Raw genomic sequence first — 21307 nt, forward strand, 5'->3', positions numbered from 1 at the left:
CGCGGTCGGGTTCAGGTGGCAGGAACGGATGCGGCGACACGCGTCGCAGCGCCCGGGGCGGCCCAGGCCGGCCGCGTCCCGTCCAGTTCGAAGCGTCCCACGGCGGCCACGCGCTGCAGGACCGGATTGTGGGAGGCGATGGTGCGCACATTGCGCCAGTGGCGATCCAGCCCCCGTGACCGCGAGGTGGCGCTCGCTCCGCCGACCTCGAAGAGACGGCTGGTCGCGGTCAGCACGCTCTCGGTGACCGTGTGCTGCGCGCGATACACGTCGAGTTCGGCCCTTGTGAGAAGCTCCGCGTCGCGGACGGATGCGGCCGTCTCCAGGTCGGCGGCGACGCCGAGCACGATGCGTCTGGCGGCGGATGCGGTCGCGCTGATCTCTCCGACGACGAGATGGACCAGCGGATCATCGATCGGGCGGGTCTCGCCGGCGTGGCCGAAGGTGCGGCGGCGCGGACGGACGAAGTCGACGGTATCCGCCACGGCGCGCCGCGCGATACCGGCGACCACGGCGAGCAGGCTGAGCTGGTACACCCCGCGCAGATAGCGGTGGCGGTCCTCGTCCTCGGGTGTCACGGGGAACACATCGGCGGGGTCGACCGCGACGGCGTCGAGGATCGTCGTGCCGGATGCGGTCAGCGGCTGACCGAAGCCGTCCCAATCGTCGATGATGCTGACGCCGGGGGAGTCGGTGCGAACCGCCAGCGCGACGCGCTCGCCGGATGGGGCGATGGCTGCCACGTGCACCCAGTCCGCGTAGAGAGAGCCCGTCGTGTAGTGCTTGGTCCCCGTCACCCGCAGTCCGTCCTGACCCGTGTCGACGAGGCGCGTCGTGAGCTCGGCCGTCTCGGCCCGCTCGCTGAACGCGTTGCCCATGACCTCGCCGGCGGCCAGACGCGGGAGCCAACGCGCTGCGGCATCCGTGTGCCACCCGTCCCAGCGCAGCTGCTCGACGAAGGCGATGTGCCCGCGCCAGATGTGCGCGAGGTTCGAGTCCACCTCGGCGAGTTCCACGATGCGGGTGAGCACGTCGACCAGCGAGGCGTCGGCGCCGCCGATGGTCCGTGGCAGACGGAGGGCGCCGAAGCGCTGCTCGCGCAGCTCGGCGACGGCCGCGAACGGCAGATCGCGCCCCCGCTCGCGTTCTGCGGCGCCCGTGCGCCATCTCGCGAGCAGATCGTTCCATGCGTCGGGCATCAGTGCATCACCTTTCTCGAGACCCAGTTGCCGAGCAGCTGGGCGGCCTGGACGAGGACGATCAGGACGACGACGATCACGAGCACCACGAACCAGTCGAAGCGCTGATAGCCGTACTTGAGCGCGAGATCGCCGAGCCCGCCTCCCCCGATCGCGCCGGCGACGGCCGTGGTGTCGACGAGGGCGACGACGATGTAGGTCAGTCCCAGCGTCAGCGGTCCCATGGACTCGGGGAGCACGACGGTGAACAGCACGCGCACCGGGCTCGCCCCCATCGCCACGGCCGCTTCTATGGCTCCCGGATCGACCGCAACGAGGTTCGATTCGACGATGCGCGCGATCGCCATGGACGCCACGATCGTGATCGGCACGGTCGCCGCGAGCGGTCCGATGCTCGTGCCGATCAGCAACCGGGTGAGGGGGATGATCGAGACCGCCAGGATGATGAACGGCACCGGTCGCACGATGTTGATGACGAGGTTCAGCCCGCCGAAGACGACCCGGTTGGCGAGCAGGTTGCCCGGCCGGGTCGCGTACAGGAGCAGGCCCAGGCCGAGCCCGAGGATCGTGGCCAGAGTGAACGAGATCGTCACCATGAGCAGGGTCTCGAACAGCGCCCGGCCGATGCGCGGCAGCAGAGCGTCGAGGTAGGCCGCATCCATCAGCGTGCTCCTTCCAGCTCGGTGACCAGCGCCGCATCCCGAAGATCGGCGAGCGCGCGATCCACGTTCTCGTCGGTGCCGAGCAGCTCCACCGTGAGGCTGCCGAACAGACGCGCCTGCAGCTCGTCGACGCCGCCGTAGACGACGTTCACGTCGACGTCGTGAGCCCGCGAGATGCGGGAGAGGAAAGGATCGTTGGACTCGCGGTTCTCGATGTGCAGCTGCGCGAGGCGCCCGGTGTGCACCGTGCGGATGCGGCGGATCGTCTCGGCCGAGGGCAGGTGGTGCAGCACGGAGGACACGAAGCGCCGCGAGGTCGGGTGCTGCGGGTGCGCGAACACGTCGTACACGCTGCCCTGCTCGACCACGCGGCCGTCCTGCATCACCGCGACACGGTTGCAGACGTCGCGGATCACCTCCATCTCGTGCGTGACCACGAGGATGGTGATGCCGTACTCCGCGTGCACACGGCGCAGCAGATCCAGGACCTCGCCCGTGGTCTGCGGATCGAGCGCGCTCGTGGCCTCGTCGCTGATGAGCACGTCGGGACGGTTCGCGAGCGCGCGGGCGATGCCCACACGCTGCTTCTGCCCGCCGGAGAGCTGCGAGGGGTACTGGAGTGCCTTGTCGGACAGTCCCACGAACTCGAGCAGCTCGGCCACCCGGTCGATCGTTTCGCTCTCCGAGACGCCCGCGAGCCGCAGCGGGTAGGCGATGTTCTTGTAGACGGTGCGAGAGCGCAGCAGGTTGAACTGCTGGAAGATCATGCCGATCCGCTGACGCGCTCGACGCAGCCGGGCCGCATCGAGCGCCGTGATCTCCCGATCGCCCACGAACACCCGTCCGCTCGTCGGGCGCTCCAGCGCGTTGACGGTGCGCAGCAGCGTGGACTTGCCGGCGCCGGAGTATCCGACGATGCCGTAGATGTCGCCGGCGTCGATGGCGAGGTTCACATCGTCGAGCGCGGTGAGGGTGCGCCCGCGGGTCGTGGTGAAGGTCTTCGAGACGTGCTCGAAGCGGACGGCGGTGCTCATGCTCCTCCAGGCAATGGATGCGGGGTGTCGATCCGCCCGCTCGACGACCGAGGCTCCTGTCGGCCGTCGAGCGGGCGAGGCGGTACCGATCAGCCGTTGGCGGCTGCGGACTTCTCCAGATCGGCCAGCTTCGTACGCAGCGTCTCGACGGGCACCTGCACGAGGACCGTGGCACCCTTGTCCTCCTTCTCGAGAGCGGCGGCCGCCCGCGGGTCGGCGTACGCCTCCTCGAGGATCTTCCAGGCCGGGTCGTCCGCGTTGTCGGCGCGGCTGGCGACGACGTTGATGTACGGAAGGTTCTTCTCATCCAGCGAGTCGTCCAGGTACAGCGCCTTGTCGGCAGTGATGCCCTGCGAGGGGTCGAAGTAGGACAGGCCGACGACGACGGCGGACAGGCTCGGGTCGTCGAACTGCTGCGGAATTGTCGTCGCCGCGATCGGCACGAACTCCAGGTTCTTCGGGTTGGCGGTCACGTCGTCGACCGAGGGGAAGTCGCCCGCATCCTCACTCAGCTCGATGAGTCCCGCCGAGGCCAGGATGCCGAGTGCGCGCCCGCCGTTGGAGGGATCGTCGGGAATCGCGATGCGGCCGCCGTCGGGGATCTCGTCGGTGTCGCCGAGGGTCGCAGAGAAGATGCCCCACTGGGTGATGAGCGTCGAGAAGACCGGCGTGAGGTCCTCTCCGTTCTGGGCATTGAAGTTGGAGAGGTACAGGATGTGCTGGAACGCGTTGCCGTCGACCGTTCCGGCGGCGAGCTCCGTGTTCGGCAGCACCCAGTCGTCGACGTTGACCCAGGTCACGTCGAGCCCCTTCTCGGAGGCGATGTCGGCGACGGCGGCCTGGAAGTCGTTGTCCTCGCTGACGGCGATGCGCAGCGCCGCACGCTCGGTGCCGGCCGCCGCGGCAGCAGGCTCCTCCGACCGGGTGAGGTTCGCGACGATCGCGACGACGCCGACGATGACGGCCACGACGGCGACGGCCGCGACGCTCAGCCAGGTGGTGCGCCGACGCCTGCGCGACGCGTCGAGGGCGGTACGCAGGTCGGGGGATTCGGGTGACTTCTCGGACATGGATCTCTGCCTCTCTGGCCGAGGCGCCGGTGACGCTCACGGCTCGGTGTGCTGTGCGGGGGCGACGCGGGGTCGCGATGCCCCATTGCGCCACGCGGAATCGGTCGGGCTCCACCGCATCCGTCACACCCCGTCGTCGGTCGTCACATCCCGTCACGCGCGGCCGGCGGATGCGGCGAGAGGGAGAGCCGGGCTCTGGTAGGGTCGCAGCGTGCTTACCTGTCGTTGTTGTCGCTGAGTGATCCCGTGCGCCCTCTCGCGCACCCTCACCGATAACCTCCGACAATCCGCGGGCTCCCGATCTCAGGCCCCGCCGCACCCAGGGACACCTCCATGCGTTACGCATCCAACGTCGCCGCGCTCGTCGGCAACACCCCGCTCGTCAAGCTCAACCGCGTCACCGACGGCATCGCTGCCACGGTGCTCGCCAAGGTCGAGTACTTCAACCCCGGCGGCTCCGCCAAGGACCGCATCGCGAAGAACATCATCGACGCCGCGGAGCGCGACGGCCTGCTGCGCCCGGGCGGCACGATCGTCGAGCCCACGAGCGGCAACACCGGCGTGGGCCTTGCGCTGGTGGCTCTCGAGCGCGGCTACCGCATGATCTTCGTCGTCCCCGACAAGTTCGCCGGCGAGAAGGTCGCGGTGCTGCGGGCCTACGGTGCCGAGGTCGTGATGACTCCGACCTCGGTTCCACCCGAGCATCCGGACTCCTACTACAGCGTGTCCGACCGGCTGGCGAGTGAGATCCCCGGGGCGTTCAAGCCGAATCAGTTCGCCAACCAGAACGGCCCGCGCGGACACTTCGAGACCACGGGGCCGGAGATCTGGGCCGACACCGACGGTGCCGTCACCCACTTCGTCGCCGGCATCGGCACCGGCGGCACGATCAGCGGCACGGGTCGCTTCCTCAAGCAGGCGTCCGAGGGACGCGTCACGGTGATCGGCGCCGATCCCGAGGGGTCGATCTACTCCGGCGGCCCGTTGCACGGATACCTCGTCGAGGGCGTCGGCGAGGACTTCTGGCCGACCACCTTCGACCCCGCCGTCGTCGACCGGTACGAGCGCGTGGACGACGCCGAGGCCTTCGCCATGACGCGCCGCCTCGCGCGCGAGGAGGGTCTGCTCGTGGGCGGATCGGGCGGGATGGCGGTGGTCGCCGCCCTGCGCGCAGCCCGCGAGCTGCCCGCCGATGCCGTGGTCGTCGTGGTGCTGCCCGATCACGGCCGCGGCTACCTCAGCAAGATCTTCGACGACACCTGGATGACAGACCACGGATTCGCCGTCGAACCCACCACGAGCCGGCTCGCCGAAGCGGGCACCGACGAAGGAGCACAACGATGACCAACCCCGCAGCCCGCGCCTTCGCCAGCCTCGCGGTTCACGCAGGCCAGGACTTCGATCCGACCACGGGGGCGGTCATCCCCCCGATCCACATGAGCACCACGTTCGCCCAGGACGGTATCGGGGGCCTTCGCGGCGGCTACGAGTACGGCCGCAGCGGCAACCCCACCCGCACCGCGCTGGAGACGCAGCTCGCCGCCATCGAGCACGGCGAGCACGCGCTGTCGTTCTCCTCGGGCCTTGCCGCAGAAGACGCACTGCTGCGCGCCGTGCTGAAGCCGGGCGACGAGGTGCTCCTCGGCAGCGACGTCTACGGCGGCACCTACCGGCTGCTCGCCCGCGTGCTCGGCCCGTGGGGCGTCACGCTCCGCGTGGTCGACATGAGTGATCTGGATGCGGTCGCTGCCGCCCTCGAGGAGCGGCCCGCCCGCATCCTCTGGGTCGAGACACCGTCCAATCCGCTGCTGAAGGTCAGCGACATCGCGGGACTCGCCCGCCTCGGGCACGCGGCGGGCGCACTCGTCGTGGTCGACAACACGTTCGCGACCCCGGCGCTGCAGCAGCCGCTGGCTCTCGGCGCGGACGTGGTCGTGCACTCCACGACCAAGTATCTGGGCGGCCACTCCGACGTCGTGGGCGGGGCGCTCGTGACGAACGACGCGGAGCTCGCCGAGGCGGCGCGTTTCCTGCAGTTCGCGGTCGGCGCGGTCTCGAGCCCGTTCGACGCCTGGCTGACCACGCGCGGCATCAAGACCCTCGGTGTGCGCATGCAGCGGCACAGCGAGAACGGCGACGCCGTCGCGCGCTTCCTCGCCGGCCACGAGCGTGTCGCCGCCGTCTACTACCCGGGGCTCTCGACCCATCCCGGCCACGATGTTGCACGCACCCAGATGAGCGGGTTCGGCGGCATCGTGTCGCTCGCGCTCGCCGACCAGGCCGCAGCCCGCCGCTTCGCCGAGTCGACGCGCCTGTTCACCCTCGCCGAGTCGCTCGGAGGCGTCGAGTCCCTGGTGAACTACCCCGATGCCATGACCCACGCGTCGGTGCGGGGAACCGAGCTCGCGGTCCCCACCGAGGTCGTGCGGCTCTCGGTGGGCATCGAGGACGCGGAGGATCTCATCGTAGATCTGGATGCGGCACTCGCCACGCTCTGAGCGCAGACCTCCGACGCCGCGAACGCGAAACGCAGCGTGACGCCCCGTCGGGCGTCCGGCTGGGTACAGTAGTCGCGCAAAGCAGGTCGACCCGACGGCCTGAGGGGATCTATGAGATCGATCGTGCGCGGAGGTTCCGTGTCGTCGAATGCGTCCAGCGACGCCGTGACCGGACGGAACCGGCGATGACGCCTGCCCGCGCGTACGCCGAGATCCGCGGCGGTGGTGTCCGCGCCGGTGTGCGACGCGTGGCGCGCATCTGGTGGGGAACGCTGACCAGCGGCCGCTTCTTCAGCGGATGGAGCGCCGCCGTCTCGCTCCTGATCGCGGTGACCGTGCTCGGTGCCTACCGCTCGGTGAACTCGACGGCGGAGTATCTTCCCGCCATCGGCATCTCGGTGCTCGTCTGGGCCGTGCTGGTGGTGCTCGTGCTGCCGGTGGCGTGGGCCGAACGCCGGGTACGGCGCCGTCGCTGGCGCGCCGTTCTGGTGCTCGGCACGGTCGCCGCCGCGGGTGCCGCGAGGCCCCTGCTCAACGATGCTGCCGGCCTCGTGCTGCTCGGCGAGCCGAGCAGCGGGTCATGGCTCGAGCGCATCACGACGAACGTGGTCATCTGGCTTCTCGTGCTCTCCCTCGTCGCGACGGCGACGGTCGCCTACGACGCCACCCGCAGCGCGGGCGCGCGTCTGCGGGTCGCGCTGGCGGACTTGGGCGAGGCCGACCGACGCGCCGACGCCTACGCTCGCCGCACCCGCATCCTGCTGCACGAGCAGATCGCCAAGCTCCGCGCCGCGCTCGCGGAGCTGGTGGTGCGAAGCCCCGGCTTCGACGAGGTCAGCGCCTTCTCGCAGTCGGTGCGCTCGGTCAGCCACGACCTCGAGGACGAGGCAGGGCTGCCGCTGTCCGAGATCGCCGCGGGAACCGGGCCGGTGGAGGTGCCCACACCTCCCCGGCGCCCGCTTCTGGCTCGACTGCGGCCGCCGAGCCCGGTCGTCGTCAGCATCGCCTACGTGGTCGGCAGTCTTCCCTACACGCTGACGACCGTGCCGACGTGGCTCGCCCTCATCGCCGTCGTGCTGGTCTTCGTGTGCGGGTTCGTGGCGAACGCGGTCGCCCGCAGATCCGCGCGCCGTCGATCCGCCACGGCGCGCGGCGGCGCCATCCTGTTCGCCTGGTTCGCGGCCGGGGTGCTGTTCTCGTCCGTCGCGATCCTGCTCGCGCCGCACACCCTGCCCACGGCCCTCGTGCCGATCCTCGCCTTCCCCCTGCTGGCGGCCATCATCGGTGTCTCTTCCGACGCCATCCACAGCTCGATCGTCCAGACGCGTCGCCTCTCGCGCGCCCTCGCCGCGCAGACGGATGCGGTGGCCACGCGCACGATGCGCGCGCGCGGCGAGCTGCGCCGTGCGGCTGAGCAGTTGCATGGGCGTGTGCAGGGGCGGTGCGTGCTGTTCGCCGCGACGGTCGACGAGCGCGCCGCGACGTCCGAGGAGCTCGATGCGTTTGCGACGACGATCGCACGCTCCCTCGCGGAGATCGAGGGCACGGCCCCGGCACTCGCCGCGCCCGTGCCGGTAGCACCGTCGGATGCTCTCGCCCAGACGATCGAGACCTGGTCGCATGTGCTCGAGATCTCCAGCGACATCGACGAAGAGGCACGGCTCGCCCTCGGCGACGATGAGGTGACGCGTCGTGTCGTCGACATCGCGAGCGAGGGCTTCCTCAACGCGGTGAAGCACTCCGCAGCGAAGCGGGCGAGGCTCGAGGTGACTCACGGTGACCCGGATGCGGCTCCGGGGCTGCGCGTGGAGGTCTCGTCGCCCGGAAGGCTCGGTTCGGCGCTGCCGCTCACCTCCGGTCGAGGCATCGCGAATCTGGGCGGTGCGCATCTGTTCCAGCGGGGTCGTGACGTCGTGCTCGAGGCGCGGGTGCCGTTGCCCGCCGCCTGACCGCCGCGCGTGTCGGCGGTGCCCCCGTGGTGCGGCGGCGGCCGTGTGGGCACAGGGGCCGCGCCGCGCGTGGTGCCCCGTGGCGAGCCCGGTGTGCCCCCGCGTGTGGCATGCCGCGGTGCGGGGCATGCCGTGGTGTGTAGGCGTGCCCCGGTGTGGCGAGCCCCGTGCGAGCGAGCCCCGGTTCGCGATAAGCCCTGCTCTGCGTGTCTCAGTTGTGCACGGTGGGGCGTGGGTTTGCGTGCATTTGTGAGACACGGAGTGAGGGTGGCGGTGTCTTCGAGCCTGCGTGTCTCAGTTGTGCACGTTGGGGCGTGGGTTTGCGTGCATTTGTGAGACACGCAGTGAGGGTGGCGGTGAGCCCAGGCGGGTGCGCGCGTCGGCGGTGTCCGTCGACCGGCTGCGGGGGTGAGACGCTCAGGCGGACTGGGGAGCCGCCGGCAACCGCAGCACCGCGCGCAGGCCACCGGATGCGGGTGAGACGAGCTCCAGCGTCCCGCCGTTGCGCTTCGCGAGCCGCTGCGCGATCGACAGGCCGAGACCGACGCCGGGCGTGCCCGACTGCTCCGCCTCCGGGGCTCGGAAGAACCGGTCGAACGCACGTTCCCGGTCGGTGTCGCTCATGCCGGGCCCGCTGTCGCTGATCGAGAACTCGGTGGTCTCGCCGTCGTCGCGCACGCGCACGAGGACGTCGCCGTCGACCGGCGTGAACAGGATCGCGTTCGACAGGAGGGCGGCTAGGGAACGGTGGATGTCGGCGGGAACGCCGTGCACGTTGGTTCCGGCATCGATGTCGATCTCGAGGCGCAACCGCTTCTCGTCGGCCGCCGCGCCGTGCGATGCGACGATGGCCGCCACCACGGAACGGGTCGAGATCGTGCGCTGCTCGCCGGGGCTCACCGGCGTGGCGTGAGCGCCGCCGACCATCAGCAGGTCCTCCACGAGATCCGACAGGCGCAGACCGTTCCGCCGGATGCGGGCGACCCAGTCGCGCTCGAGCGCGGTCAGCGCGGGCGACTCCTCGAGAAGTTCCGCGTAGCCCAGCACATTGGTCAAGGGCGTCCGGAGTTCGTGACTCGTGGTCGAGATGAAGTCGTCGCGCTGTCGGCTGAGGTCGGCCCGCAGTTCCGTAGCTGCGGCGCGCTCGCGCTCCGCGTCCGCGCGCGCCTGGATCATGCGGACGGTGCTGGACACATCGAGCAGCTGCACGGCGAACAGCCCGGGATCGTTCTCGATCGGGTTCGCCACGAGACGGAGCGAAGTGTCGCCGTCGGTGTGCACCCGCTCCACGCCGTCGCGGCTCGCGTGACGGGCGACGTGCTCGAGCGGTCCCTTCCAGTCGTCGCCGTCGAGTTCCGCCGCGATCAGGGAGCGGGCGGCGGGATTTGCCCACAGCAGCTGTGTGCTCTCACCGTCGCGGCGCGCGACGGCGAGACCCACTTCGGTCTCCACCAGGCCGCCCGAGAGCAGGTGGCTGGTGCGTGCTGTCACGCGCGCCGCCTCCCGCTGCTCCGCGCGCGCGGTGAGCAGCAGCAGCGATACGGTGGCCAGCGCGATCAGGAAGATCTCGACGGTGACCGCGCGCTCGGCGGGGGAGAGCCCGAGCGCGAAGGGTCCTCGGCCCGCCAGGGTGACCATGAGGATCGCGACGCCCGCGATCACCACTTCGATGAGGGCGACGACGAACGGCAGGCGCAGGCATCCCCACGCGATGATCATGAACGGCAGGAAGGTGAGGGGGATCTCCACGCGCGGGAATGCGACGAACGCGAGCACGCCGAACAGCAGCGCGGGCTGCAGCACCGCCTCCCAGCGCGGTACCGGTGTAGGACCGGAGGACGGCGGGATGCAGGCGAACGGAGCGAACAGAAGGATGGCGGCAGCGTGGGAGGGGAACACGCTGAACACCGTCTCCGGGAAGTCGCCGCCGCCGAGCAGCGCGGCCGTCGCAGCGGCGATCACCGCGGCCACGACGGCGCCGGTGAGGCTGGCGACCACGAGGACGAGTGCTTCGCGCGGCCGTCGCAGCACGAACGGGTTGGATCCGCGATAGCCCCAGATCGCCAGCACGGCCAGCAGCGCTGCGATCTCGGCCGCGTTGCCGAGCGCATAGCCCACAGCCACCGCGAGCGAACGTCCGTGGATGAGGTTGGGGATCACGGTGACGACGAGCACGAGGAGGACGACGGCTCCGCGACGGCGCGGTGGGTTGAGGAGCGCGAAGAGGGCGGCCGCTCCCGCGGCCGGCCACCATGCCGCGGTGCTGCCACCGGGGGGCGTGAAGATCGTCCCCGTGAGGCCGAGGACAGCGATGACGATCGCGGCGATCGGCCACGCCCACCACGGGGGGATCCATTCGGACCTCGACGGGGCGCCGAGTGTCGCGAACGGGGCCGCAGCCTTCATACTGTGAACGTACCCTCTCGGCGGCACCCGCCCCGTACACGGGGCACGGGTTGCAAGGAGGTGGCGGCCATCGCGAGCATCCTGGTCGTCGAGGACGACGCCGATGTGGCGCAGCTGATCCAGCACCGTCTGGCGGCGTCGGGCCACGAGGTCGCTGTGGCCGGGGACGGTGAACAGGGCCTCGTCGCCGCGCGCGACGCGCGCCCCTCCCTCGTCATCCTCGACTGGATGATGCCGCACCGCACCGGCCTGGAGGTGTGCGCCGAGCTGCGAAGTGACACATCGTTCGCCGGCACCCGCATCATGATGCTCACCGCCAGGGCGCAGGACGAGGACATCGCGCGCGCGTTCTCCGCAGGCGCCGACGACTACATGACGAAGCCCTTCTCGCCGCGCGAGCTCGTCGCGCGTGTGGGGGCCCTCCTCGCCTCGTGACGCGCCGCCGGACGGCTTTCGCGCGGATGCGGGCCGCGTCCGCCCTCGTGCTGGTCGCCGGTGTCGGCATCGCTGTCGCCGCGTGCGCGAACCAGCCTGCTGAGACGTCGGCTGCTCCCTCTTCGCCATCGACCCCGCTCTCTGCGTCGCCGCCGCCCGCCGCGACCCCGGTCGACTATCAGCTCGGCGGCGCGTACCCGCCGGATCCGCGGGTGGGGATCGTGGCGCGCGATCGTACGGCGGCGCCCGCCGACGGGGTGTACTCGATCTGCTACCTCAACGCCTTCCAGACGCAGCCGGGCGAGCGCGAGGAGTGGGCCGACGACCTCGTGCTGCGCCAGGACGGCACGGACGTGATGGATCCGGACTGGCCAGATGAAGCGCTTCTCGACACCCGTTCGGACGATGCCCGCCAGCGAATCGCGGCGCGTGTCGGCGAGTGGATCGACGGCTGCCAGGCTGCGGGCTACGACGCCGTGGAGTTCGACAACCTCGACACCTACACCCGCTCCGACGGTCTGTTGAGCGCCGAGGACAACCTCGCGCTCGCGACGCTGCTCGTCGAGTGGGCGCACCACGCAGGCCTCGCGGCGGGTCAGAAGAACGCGGCGGAGGATGCCGAGCGCTTGCGCGCCGAGGCCGGCTTCGACTTCGCCGTGGTGGAGGAGTGCGCGTACTACCGGGAGTGCGCGGCCTATACCGATGTCTACGGTGACGCCGTGGTGGCCATCGAGTACACCGACGCGATCGACCGGCCGTTCGAGGACCTCTGCGCCGACCCCGCCGTGCCCGCATCCCTCGTGCTTCGCGATCGCGACCTCACGACGCCGGGGGATGCGGACTACGCCTTCGAGATCTGCCCGCGCTGACGCGACTCCCGCCCCCCCGGGGCGGGAGTCGGATGTCAGTGGTCGTCGACCTCTGCCGCGGCGACGGGGTGTCCCTGCACCTGGTCGCGGTCGGCCTTCAGCCGGTCGCCGCGCGTCTTCAGCAGGCTCGCGACGGTGGCCACCGCGATGGTCGCGCCGATGAACAGCAGTGAGAACCAGATCGGGATCTCGGGGACCCACTCGATGTGCTGCCCGCCGTTGATGAAGGGGAGCTCATTGACGTGCAGGGCGTGGAAGACGAGCTTCACACCGATGAAGGCGAGGATGACCGCGAGCCCCTGCGCCAGGTACACCAGGCGCTCCAGCAGGCCGCCGATGAGGAAGAAGAGCTGACGCAGACCCATCAGGGCGAAGGCGTTCGCGGTGAAGACGATGTATGCCTCCTGCGTGAGCCCGTAGATCGCGGGGATCGAGTCGAGGGCGAAGACCAGGTCGATGAATCCGACCGCCACGATCGTGAGCAGCATCGGGGTGACGAAGCGCTTGCCGTCGATCTTCACGGTCAGTCGGTCGCCGTGGTACTCGTCGTGCACCGGAAGGATGCGGCGCATGAACCGCACGATGCGTCCGTTCGAGGGGTCGGACTCGTGGCTCGAGAACGCCTGCTGCCAGGCCAGGTAGAGCAGGAAGGCGCCGAAGATGTAGAAGACCCAGGAGAAGTTCTCGATGAGGGTGGCGCCCAGTGCGATGAAGGCGCCGCGCATGATGAGCGCGATCACGATGCCGATCATGAGCACCTTCTGCTGGTACTCCTTCGGCACCGCGAAGCCCGTCATGATGATGAGGAAGACGAAGAGGTTGTCGATCGACAGCGCCTTCTCCGTCAGATAGCCGGCGAAGTACTCGCCGCCGAAGCTCCATCCCGAGACCACGCCGATCCCGACGCCGAACAGCAGCGCCAGACCGATGTAGAAGGCCGACCAGACGGCGGACTCACGGATGGTGGGGGCGTGCGGCTTGCGCACGTGCACGAAGAACTCGAAGACGAAGAAGGCGATCGTGATCGCGATCGTGATGAGCCAGATGGCGGGGGTGACGTTCACGGAGAACTCCAAGGGGTGGGCGTACGGTCATGACGCCAAGGTCTCCTCCGCCCCGATGCTGGTCGGGACCGGCGGCCCGGGATCCGACGTTGGATCCGTACTGACGAGCCGACCGCGAGCGGGAGTACTCCCCTTGCTTGAATGACAGAATACGGCATCCGCGGCGCGCCGGGAGCACGCCGGCGGTAGCGTCGGATCTGTGACGCATCCTTACGACGAACGCGGCCGCGAGACGCTCGATCGGCCGGAGAGTCGCAAGTGGAGCCTGCATCCGGGCAAGATCGGCGCGTGGGTGGCTGAGATGGACTTCGGCACGGCGCCGGTGGTGAGCGCTGCGCTGCACCGTGCGGTCGAGGAGGAGACGCTCGGCTATCTGTCGCCGGCCCTTGCCGAGCGGATGTCGGTCGCGACGGCGGGATGGATGCGGCGCGCCTACGGATGGAGCATCGAGCCACAGCGCGTGCACCCCGTCGCCGACGTGATGGCGGCGCTGGGTGTCGCGGTGCGGACGTTCGCCCCCGCCGGTTCGCCGGTGATCGTTCCCACGCCCGCCTACATGCCGTTCCTCACCTACTTGCCGGCCATCGGGCATCCGGTGATCCCGGTGCCGGGTCGCGTGGTGTCCGGGCGGTGGGAGCACGACATCGACGGCATCGACGCCGCGTTCTCCGCGGGCGCGCGCACGCTCGTGCTGTGCAACCCGCACAACCCGACCGGCTCGGTCCTCAGCCGTGAGGAGCTCCGCCGGATCGCCGATGTCGTCGACCGCCACGGCGGGCGCGTCTTCGCCGACGAGATCCATGCGCCGCTGCGCTACGGCGGCCGTGCGCATGTGCCGTACGCCTCCCTCTCCGAGGCGACCGCCGCGCATACCGTCACCGGCACGAGCGCGTCGAAGGCGTGGAACGTCCCAGGTGTCAAGGCCGCGCAGCTCATCACATCGAACCAGAACGACGACGACATCTACCGGCGAGTCGGTTTCGCCCACGTGCACGGTGCATCGACACTCGGTGTCGTCGCATCCATCGCCGCGTACGAGGACGGAGAGCCCTGGCTCGCCGAGACCCTCGACTACCTCGACGGCAATCGCATGCTGCTGGCGGACCTGCTGGCCGAGCACCTGCCCGAGGTGCGATACGCGCCGCCCGAGGGCACCTACCTCGCGTGGCTCGACGCGCGCAGCCTCGAGCTGCCGGGCGCGCCCGCCGACTTCTTCCGCGAGCGCGCCGGCGTCGTGCTGACCGACGGCGCGCTGTGCGCGGCTCCCGGATTCCTCCGGCTCGTGCTCGCGATGCCTCGGCCGTTGCTCACCGAGGCGGTCACGGCCATGGCCGCGAGCGCGCGCGAGTAGACCGGTCGCAGCCGATACGCAACCCCCGTGGCGCGTCGCATCCGCCGACCTACCGTGATCGCAGCAGGAGGCGGTCATGAGTATCAAGGAGCACGACGATCTGCGCGATGACGCGGACTACTTCGAGGATGACGTGCGGCGGGAGTTCGAGGAGCGCTTCGGTACCGCTCGGCCGGAGCCGGCCAGCCCCGTCAGCAAGCCCATTCCCATCCCGAGCTTCCGGCCACTGCGACGGCGGTAACGCAACGGGTTTCTCCGTCCTCGGCTGACCGAGGCGCCGTCTCCCGCGTAGCATGGCGTTCTCATTCTGCGGCGGAAGGGACGGCCATGGACGCGATGACCGGCCTGCCGCTGGTGGGCGTCAGCATCGTCGCGACATTCGTCGTTCTCGCGGCCTTCCTCTGGGTGCGCGGCCCCGCCTATCGTTCGGGGTCCTTCCTCGGTATCGCCACCGCCTCCGCGGTGTTCGCGGTCTTCTCCAGCCTGCTTTACGTCGTCTACTTCTCGTTCCCGCACATGGCGTGGACCCTTGCCGCGGGCGACGCGGCCATGGTGCTGGCGCCGGCTCTGCTGTGGGTGGCGGTCGGTGCGCTGAACGACAGACGCCCGTGGCGCCTGTGGGTCGTGATCGCCGGCGGCGCCGCGATGTTCGTGTGCAGCACGCTGCTGTCGGAGACGGTGTCGTCGGGGATCAAGATCCTGCTGCTGATCGTTGGCTGCACGCTCACCGCCGTCGAGGCGCGCATCGGCCGCGCGCGTGCCACGAGCGGCACGCTGGCGATCGCGGCCACGATGGCCGGCTACGCGATCTACTCCGTCGGTCGCGCGATCTTCCTGGCGATCAACGGCCTGTACGACGGGATCTACGCGCAGTTCTTCTCGACCGGTCCGACCACGATCGCGGGCGTGATCGCCGTGATCCTCCTGGCTTTCGGCGTGCTCGCCGCCGCCCGAGACGAGCGAGCCAGCCGCCGGGTGCAGCAGGTGAGCACGCGCGACCGGCTCGCGGCTCGTGCCCGGACGATCCTCGCCGAGAACGGGGCGGTCTCCTGGCGCGTGGCGACCGTCGACGAGCTGGAGCTCATCCGCGAATCGTTCGGTCAGGAGTACATCGACGAGGTCAACACGGCGCTGGTCGCCGCCTGCACAGCAACGCTCGCGGGGGATGCGGAGGTCGGGCTCATCGGCGCCGGTCGAGTCGCCATGGTGTGCCCCGTCACGATCCCTGAGGTGGCCGCTGATGAGCTCCGTCAGCGGTTCGCGCAGAGTTCGGCCCGGCTGCGCGAGACGTATGTGCCCGACCTCGAGGTGGCCGCGACGAAGATCGAATCCGACGTCGTCCTGGACAGCGTGGTCGCCCACAGCTGAGCTCCGAGAGAACGGCCCCTCGCCGGCGATGGCGAGGGGCCGTTACGGAGTGTGAGCGCTCGGGCCTTCGCGGGGAGCGGGCGCTCGCTGCGAGTAAACCACGAGACGCCGCCGCCGTGGAAGAGGCGAGCCGTGAGAATGCCCTCACCGGGCGGAGACAGGCACCGTGAGCATCACGACGGCACCCGCGCCGGGCTCGCTGACGATGTCGATCGCGCCGCCATGCGTGTGGGCGATCGCGCGCGAGACCGCGAGTCCGAGGCCGAGACCCGGTACGGCGCTCGCGCGTGCGTCGCGGCCGCGGTGGAAGGGTTCGAACACGTGCGCCAGTTCCGTCGGCCGGAACCCGGGCCCCTCGTCGATCACGACGATCTCCACCCGATCGGCAGCACCGGAGGTGAGGGCGACGGTGACGGTCCCGCCGCGCGGTGAGAAGCGCACGGCGTTGCCGACGAGCGCGTCGACCGCCATCTGCAGGCGTTCCGCATCCGCCACGATCGTCGTCGGCGCGACGTCGAGGAGGATGCGCACTTCTCGCGCCCTCGCATCCTCCGCGCGCGCGGCGACCGCCGCCGCGACCACACTCGCGGCATCGCACTCAGCCATCACGAGCCGTGGGGCCAGGTGCTCCAACAGGAGCAGTTCGTCGAGTCGGCGGACCACGCGGTCGACGTTGCGTCGCAGGATCGCGAGCCGAGCGGATGCGGTCTCGTCGCCGTCGCCGAGGTCGTCGGAGAGGAGCTCGAGGTGCCCGACGATCGGGGTGAGGGGGTTGCGCAGTTCATGCGACGTCGAGGCGAGGAGGTCGTGGGGGAGCCGGTCATGGTGGGCGCGTCGCGACACGTCGCGGGTGAGCAGCGCGGTGCCCTCGAGGCCGTCGGTGGCTGACACGATGCGGTGCGACGACTTGCGCAGCGCGCGGCGGCGGTCCACGGGGCCCGCCCACACGGTGCGTTGCGCCTCTCGACCCTGGGCCGCGGCGAGGATGACGGACTGCTCGACGCGCAGCGGCGCGTCGTCGATGTCGTAGCCGTGCGGGCCCTCCCGCAGGGACCGGGCGAGGTCCGCGTCGTGCAGATCGACCCCCTGCAGTCGGGCGAAGCGGTGCGCTGCGGCGTTTGCGGCGCGCAGGCGACCGGCCGGATCGAAGATCGCGATCCCGGTGTCGAGGTGGTCGAGGAATCCGGCGTCGACCGGGAACCCCCCGACTGGCGGTGCGCCCATCACGGCCTCTCTTCTCTGTCGCATTCTGCCTGCTGACGCGGGCGGGTCAGGGCCGGTGACGGAAAAATACTCACTCGCAACCTGCTGGAAAACATGCGCGGGTATCGTCGGGACAGTTCGGCGGATACGGGCTTCCGGCCCTGATGCCGCCGAGTTTCACGGTCTTTCCTGTTCAACCGTTCGGTCCTTGGGAGGACACATGGAGGCGACGCACTCGCGCTCAGAATATCGGTCGAGCATCGAGGCGCGCGAAGCCGGATCGCGCGGGCCGCAGGCGAAGTCGCGCGCCCGGCGGCGGCGACGTCTGCGCCGCCAGCTCTCGCAGCGCATCCACTGGAGCCTGTATGTCGGCGTCGGCCTGCTCGGCGCCGGAGTGATCTCGCTCGTCGCCGCGGCTCTGATCACGCGCTGAGCCGAGAGGAGGAACCCCCTCCCACGGCGGCGCCGGGGAGGGGGGTATGAGCTTTCGGCCAGGGCCCCCAGCTCGGGTTGGAGCGGCCGGGCCTTCGCGGGGAACGGACACTCGTTGTTATTACATCACATTGCGGAGGTTTCTCTCGATTTTTCGTCGTGTTGCTCCCCGAGAATCCCGAAGATTCCTCATCTTGTGCGGAGACTCTCTCACTTCGACGGGTCAGTCGCCCTCGCGCTCGCCGTTCTCCGTGCCGCCCTCGGCGTTCTCATCGCTCTCCGTGACGGCGGAGCTCAGCACGCCCTCGGGGCGGATCAGCTCGCGCACCTCCGACATGAAGCTCGTGAGCTGCTGCTGCTGCCAGCGCAGCGCACGGGTGCGATCCTCCGCGTCGCGCAGCACCGTGGTGGAGTGCTCGATCACGGTCGAGACGATCTTCTGGGCCTTCGTGCGCGCCCGGTCGAGGTTCTCCTGCGCGCGCATGTGCGCATCGGCCTCGATCTGAGCGGCCTGGGCGCGCATGAGCTTCTCGTAGTCGTCCGCCTTGGCGGAGATCCGCTGCGCGTGCTCCAGGGACGCGGCGACCTGCTCGTTGGCGTCCGAGGTGATGCGTTCCGCGTGCGCCACGGCCTGATTGTGCAGCACCAGGAACTCCTGCTGCGCGTCATCCTGGCGACGGGTGAGCGTCTCCTCGAACTCGAGCAGTCGCGCGTTCATCTCCCGCACGTCGCGCTCGGTGTCGCTGCGCAGCTGCGCCGTCTCGCGGGTCACCATCGCGCGCAGCGCCGCGGCACCCTTCTCGGCCTCCGAGCGGATCGTCTCGGCCTCGCGTTCGGCCTGCGCGAGCTTCTCGGCCGCGTGCGCCGCCTCGCGCTGAATGGTCGCCTCGTGCGCCGTGTATTCCGTGTCGATGCGCAGGCGCACCTGATCGGCGTCGTGCTGCGCCTGCGCCTGGATGCGGGCGACGTCCGCCTGCGCCTGTGCGCGCTGGGTCGCGACCTCCTCACGCGCGGCCTCGAGAAGGCGTTCGGCCTGCGCCGCTGCGTTCTGCACGATGAGATTCGCCTGCTCCTCGGCGACGCGCAGGACCGCCTCGAACTGATCACGCGTCGACGGGTCGTCGGATGACGACGCGGCCGCATCCGAGCCTTCCTCACCGTCCGGACGCTCGACGAGCTGGGCGGTCAGAGCGGCGATGCGCGCCTCGGCCTCGGAGATCTGCGCGGTCGCCGTCTGCAGGTCCGCCTCGAGGCGAGCGGCCTGTTCGCGCTGCTCCTCGCGCGCCCGGTTGACGGACTCCTCGGTTTCGGCCACGAGCCGTTCGATCTCGGCCTGCTGATCGGCGCGGAGGCGATCCATCGTCTCGCGCTGCCGGGCCTCCGCCGCGCCGAGCTCTCCCGTCACCCGCTGCAGTCGACTGGTCAGATCGGAGATCGCGGCGTCGACCTCGTGCCGGTCGTAGCCGCGGAAGCCGACGGAGAAGGTGCTGCCCTCTTCGCCCGAGGCGGGGCGCATCAGCTCGTCGAACGGGCTGGAGCCCGTCTGCGTGTCGTCGGGGGAATCGGGGCGCGCGTCGCTCATGCCTTGCCTTCCGGAAGGGGGTGGAGGGTGTGTGTTTCTACTCTGCCCGTTCTCGCCGACTTATGGGCAGGGAAGAACCCCTGCTTCACCCGTTCGGTGGTGATGAAGGCGCACGCACGTCGCCCGAGCCGGTCAGAGACGGGTGGCGAGCTCCTTGATCCAGTCCGCCAGATCGGGTCCGAGGTCGGGGCGGTCGAGGGCCAGCTGGACGTTCGACTTGATGTAGTCGAGCCGGTCGCCGGTGTCGTACCGGCGGCCGCGGAAGACGACGCCCAAGACCGGGCCGCCGATGCCCTCGTCCTCGGCCAGCGCTTCCAGGGCATCGGTGAGCTGGATCTCGCCGCCCTTGCCGGGGGCGGTCTTCTCGAGCACGTCGAAGATCTCGGGTTTGAGCACGTAGCGTCCGATGACGGCGAGGTTGCTGGGCGCATCGGCGGCAGACGGCTTCTCGACGAGGCCCGTGATGGTCACGACGTCCGCCTCTTCTGTGGGCGCGACGGCCGCGCAGCCGTAGAGATGGATCTGCGACGGTTCGACCTCCATGAGGGCGACGACGGTCGCCGACCGTGCCTGGGACACCTCGATCATGCGCGCGAGCAGCACGTCGCGGGCGTCGATCAGATCGTCGCCCAGGAGGACGGCGAACGTCTCGCGACCCACGTGCTTGCGGGCGCGGAGGACGGCATGGCCGAGTCCGAGCGGGTCGCCCTGGCGCACGAAGTGCACATCGGCCAGGCGGCTCGCCTGCATGACCTTCTCGAGCCTCGCGGCATCGCCCTTCTGCTCGAGCGTGTGCTCGAGCTCGGCGACACGGTCGAAGTGGTTGGCCAGTGCGTTCTTGTTGCGTCCCACGATCACGAGGACGTCGTCGCTTCCCGCGGCCACCGCCTCCTCGACCACGTATTGGATGGCGGGCTTGTCGACGACCGGGAGCATCTCCTTGGGCATCGCCTTCGTGGCGGGCAGGAAGCGGGTACCGAGTCCCGCGGCGGGGATGACGGCCTTGATCGGTGCGTGTGCCATGCGCCGAACACTAGGGATCCTTCATGAACGCGGTGTTTCCGGTTGAGCAGTTCTTCGCGCCCGTGCAACGGGTGAATCATCGGGCGAAATCACATGACCCGCAGGGTGGGTACCCGAGTCCATCGAAGATGATGGGCGCTGCAAGGTCCCCGCGAAGGCTCTTGCGCGGCGGGCCCCGGTCCCGAACATCCGGGGCCCGCCGCTCATCTCGGTTCGCCATCGATCGCGTCACATCCATTGCCCGGACCGGGTGGGGGAGTAGTCTTCTCCTGTACACCTCATGTGTCACGTCTGACGGGCCACCCCGACCCCCTCTGAACGCGGCACGACCCGGGCGTCTCTGCCCGGGGGCCGCAGTGGAAGAGGGAGCGTCATGGACCTGATCGTCTGGGCACGCGAGAACCCCGTTCTCGTCGTCACCGCCCTCGCGATCGCTGCCCTGATCGTGGTGGCGATGCGGATGGCGCGCGTGCCCGACAGCGCGGAGGAGCCGCATCCGACGGTCGCCGAACGCCCCGCCGTCGAGAAGGCCGTACCGCCGCGCGTGCCCTTCGCGCGGTCGATGCCCGCACCGCCGCAGCCGGTTGCCGTGGCGCAGCCCGCACCGCAGGTCGCGCCCGCCGGCTACGTCCCGCTCGAGGTCCCGGAGCTCTGGGAGCCCCCGGTCGGGTACCTCGGCGCAGCGGGTGCGCCGTCATCCGCGCCGTCGACACCCGTGAACCGCGCCGCTGCGACCTCGCCGGCGGGGCCGGGATCTCCCGCAAGATACCCCGCTCGTACTGCTCCGTTCGTGCAGCCTGTCGCCCGCGCACAGGCTCCTTCCTCGACTCCGCTCGCGCCGGCCGCGCCGAGCCGCCCGCCGCGGTCCTTCGACGACCTCCGCAGCGGTGCGCTCGCGGGCCGCACCTTCGAGTCGCTGCAGCAGTTCGCGGTCGCTGCGGTCGTCGAGGCCGGGCATCCGGTGGTACTCGTCGCCCGTATCTTCCGCGTGCCGAGCTGGAAGCTCGAGAGCTGGGTCGAGGCGGCTTTCCACGCCGCGCCGGTGCCCGTGCATCGGCCGTGGCGCGGCACGATGCCCCGCGCCGTCTGACGGTCTCCGCGCGAATCGTCCCCGAGGCGGATGCGGGTCATCCCGGCGTCTGATGTGCTCGAACGCCCGGGT

At 70.2% G+C, this 21307-nt stretch carries 19 protein-coding genes; 10 read left to right on the plus strand and 9 right to left on the minus strand.

Annotated elements, in window-relative coordinates; translation table 11 throughout:
• Positions 1–11 precede the first annotated feature (11 nt).
• The 4 genes from PQV94_RS02800 to PQV94_RS02815 form a co-directional block, all read right to left on the minus strand.
• The gene (locus PQV94_RS02800; RefSeq protein WP_274287286.1) at positions 12–1199 is read right to left on the minus strand and encodes an acyl-CoA dehydrogenase family protein; all 1188 of its coding nucleotides are present in this window, start codon (positions 1197–1199) and stop codon (positions 12–14) included.
• Entirely contained in the window at positions 1199–1861 is a 663-nt protein-coding gene (locus tag PQV94_RS02805; protein ID WP_243226730.1) for a methionine ABC transporter permease, read from the minus strand. Before PQV94_RS02805 ends, PQV94_RS02800 begins: the two co-directional genes overlap by 1 nt.
• The gene (locus PQV94_RS02810; RefSeq protein ID WP_274287287.1) at positions 1861–2895 is read right to left on the minus strand and encodes a methionine ABC transporter ATP-binding protein; all 1035 of its coding nucleotides are present in this window, start codon (positions 2893–2895) and stop codon (positions 1861–1863) included. Before PQV94_RS02810 ends, PQV94_RS02805 begins: the two co-directional genes overlap by 1 nt.
• Before the next feature lie 89 nt (positions 2896–2984).
• On the minus strand, positions 2985–3965 hold the full coding sequence (locus PQV94_RS02815) for a MetQ/NlpA family ABC transporter substrate-binding protein (RefSeq protein WP_274287288.1): 981 nt from the start codon (positions 3963–3965) through the stop codon (positions 2985–2987).
• 333 nt (positions 3966–4298) lie between these two features.
• Here PQV94_RS02815 and PQV94_RS02820 point away from each other — a divergent pair, with 333 nt between their 5' ends.
• The 3 genes from PQV94_RS02820 to PQV94_RS02830 all read left to right on the plus strand — a co-directional run bounded on the left by PQV94_RS02820 (position 4299) and on the right by PQV94_RS02830 (position 8412).
• Positions 4299–5309 (plus strand): pyridoxal-phosphate dependent enzyme, encoded by a 1011-nt coding sequence (locus PQV94_RS02820; RefSeq protein WP_274287289.1) that lies wholly within the window; start codon positions 4299–4301, stop codon positions 5307–5309.
• On the plus strand, positions 5306–6463 hold the full coding sequence (locus PQV94_RS02825) for a cystathionine gamma-synthase (RefSeq protein WP_274287290.1): 1158 nt from the start codon (positions 5306–5308) through the stop codon (positions 6461–6463). The genes PQV94_RS02820 and PQV94_RS02825 overlap by 4 nt, the downstream gene beginning before the upstream one ends.
• A gap of 185 nt (positions 6464–6648) precedes the next feature.
• Positions 6649–8412 (plus strand): hypothetical protein, encoded by a 1764-nt coding sequence (locus PQV94_RS02830; RefSeq protein WP_274287291.1) that lies wholly within the window; start codon positions 6649–6651, stop codon positions 8410–8412.
• A gap of 417 nt (positions 8413–8829) precedes the next feature.
• Here the strand turns inward: PQV94_RS02830 and PQV94_RS02835 are convergent, their stop codons facing one another.
• On the minus strand, positions 8830–10818 hold the full coding sequence (locus tag PQV94_RS02835; protein ID WP_274287292.1) for a sensor histidine kinase: 1989 nt from the start codon (positions 10816–10818) through the stop codon (positions 8830–8832).
• A gap of 60 nt (positions 10819–10878) precedes the next feature.
• Here PQV94_RS02835 and PQV94_RS02840 point away from each other — a divergent pair, with 60 nt between their 5' ends.
• Both PQV94_RS02840 and PQV94_RS02845 read left to right on the plus strand, forming a co-directional pair.
• Positions 10879–11253, plus strand: a complete 375-nt coding sequence (locus tag PQV94_RS02840; protein ID WP_274287293.1) for a response regulator transcription factor — start codon at positions 10879–10881, stop codon at positions 11251–11253.
• Positions 11250–12122 carry an endo alpha-1,4 polygalactosaminidase gene (locus tag PQV94_RS02845; protein WP_274287294.1) on the plus strand — a complete coding sequence of 291 codons (873 nt, stop codon included), beginning with the start codon at positions 11250–11252 and terminating at the stop codon, positions 12120–12122. Before PQV94_RS02840 ends, PQV94_RS02845 begins: the two co-directional genes overlap by 4 nt.
• 35 nt (positions 12123–12157) lie before the next feature.
• Here PQV94_RS02845 and PQV94_RS02850 read toward each other — a convergent pair whose 3' ends face one another.
• Positions 12158–13186, minus strand: coding sequence for a TerC family protein (locus PQV94_RS02850; RefSeq protein ID WP_274287295.1), 1029 nt, complete (start codon positions 13184–13186; stop codon positions 12158–12160).
• Positions 13187–13385: 199 nt separating this feature from the next.
• On the opposite strand from PQV94_RS02850, the gene PQV94_RS02855 reads away from it, so the two are divergent.
• The 3 genes from PQV94_RS02855 to PQV94_RS02865 all read left to right on the plus strand — a co-directional run bounded on the left by PQV94_RS02855 (position 13386) and on the right by PQV94_RS02865 (position 15905).
• Complete coding sequence (locus PQV94_RS02855; RefSeq protein ID WP_274287296.1) at positions 13386–14537, plus strand: MalY/PatB family protein; 1152 nt, start codon at positions 13386–13388, stop codon at positions 14535–14537.
• Positions 14538–14613: 76 nt separating this feature from the next.
• Complete coding sequence (locus PQV94_RS02860) at positions 14614–14778, plus strand: hypothetical protein (RefSeq protein WP_274287297.1); 165 nt, start codon at positions 14614–14616, stop codon at positions 14776–14778.
• A gap of 86 nt (positions 14779–14864) precedes the next feature.
• Complete coding sequence (locus PQV94_RS02865; RefSeq protein ID WP_274287298.1) at positions 14865–15905, plus strand: hypothetical protein; 1041 nt, start codon at positions 14865–14867, stop codon at positions 15903–15905.
• A 144-nt stretch (positions 15906–16049) separates the two neighbouring features.
• Here PQV94_RS02865 and PQV94_RS02870 read toward each other — a convergent pair whose 3' ends face one another.
• Positions 16050–17129 carry a sensor histidine kinase gene (locus tag PQV94_RS02870; protein WP_274287299.1) on the minus strand — a complete coding sequence of 360 codons (1080 nt, stop codon included), beginning with the start codon at positions 17127–17129 and terminating at the stop codon, positions 16050–16052.
• A gap of 199 nt (positions 17130–17328) precedes the next feature.
• On the opposite strand from PQV94_RS02870, the gene PQV94_RS02875 reads away from it, so the two are divergent.
• On the plus strand, positions 17329–17541 hold the full coding sequence (locus PQV94_RS02875) for a hypothetical protein (protein WP_274287300.1): 213 nt from the start codon (positions 17329–17331) through the stop codon (positions 17539–17541).
• Positions 17542–17763: 222 nt separating this feature from the next.
• On the opposite strand, the gene PQV94_RS02880 is transcribed toward PQV94_RS02875, so the two are convergent.
• The gene (locus PQV94_RS02880) at positions 17764–19122 is read right to left on the minus strand and encodes a cell division initiation protein (RefSeq protein ID WP_274287301.1); all 1359 of its coding nucleotides are present in this window, start codon (positions 19120–19122) and stop codon (positions 17764–17766) included.
• A 132-nt stretch (positions 19123–19254) separates the two neighbouring features.
• The gene (gene galU, locus PQV94_RS02885; RefSeq protein WP_274287302.1) at positions 19255–20145 is read right to left on the minus strand and encodes a UTP--glucose-1-phosphate uridylyltransferase GalU; all 891 of its coding nucleotides are present in this window, start codon (positions 20143–20145) and stop codon (positions 19255–19257) included.
• 373 nt (positions 20146–20518) lie between these two features.
• Here galU and PQV94_RS02890 point away from each other — a divergent pair, with 373 nt between their 5' ends.
• Positions 20519–21235 carry a hypothetical protein gene (locus tag PQV94_RS02890; RefSeq protein WP_274287303.1) on the plus strand — a complete coding sequence of 239 codons (717 nt, stop codon included), beginning with the start codon at positions 20519–20521 and terminating at the stop codon, positions 21233–21235.
• The last annotated feature ends 72 nt before the right edge of the window (positions 21236–21307 follow it).

The sequence above is a fragment of the Microbacterium sp. Clip185 genome, from assembly GCF_028743715.1.
Classification (GTDB): domain Bacteria; phylum Actinomycetota; class Actinomycetes; order Actinomycetales; family Microbacteriaceae; genus Microbacterium.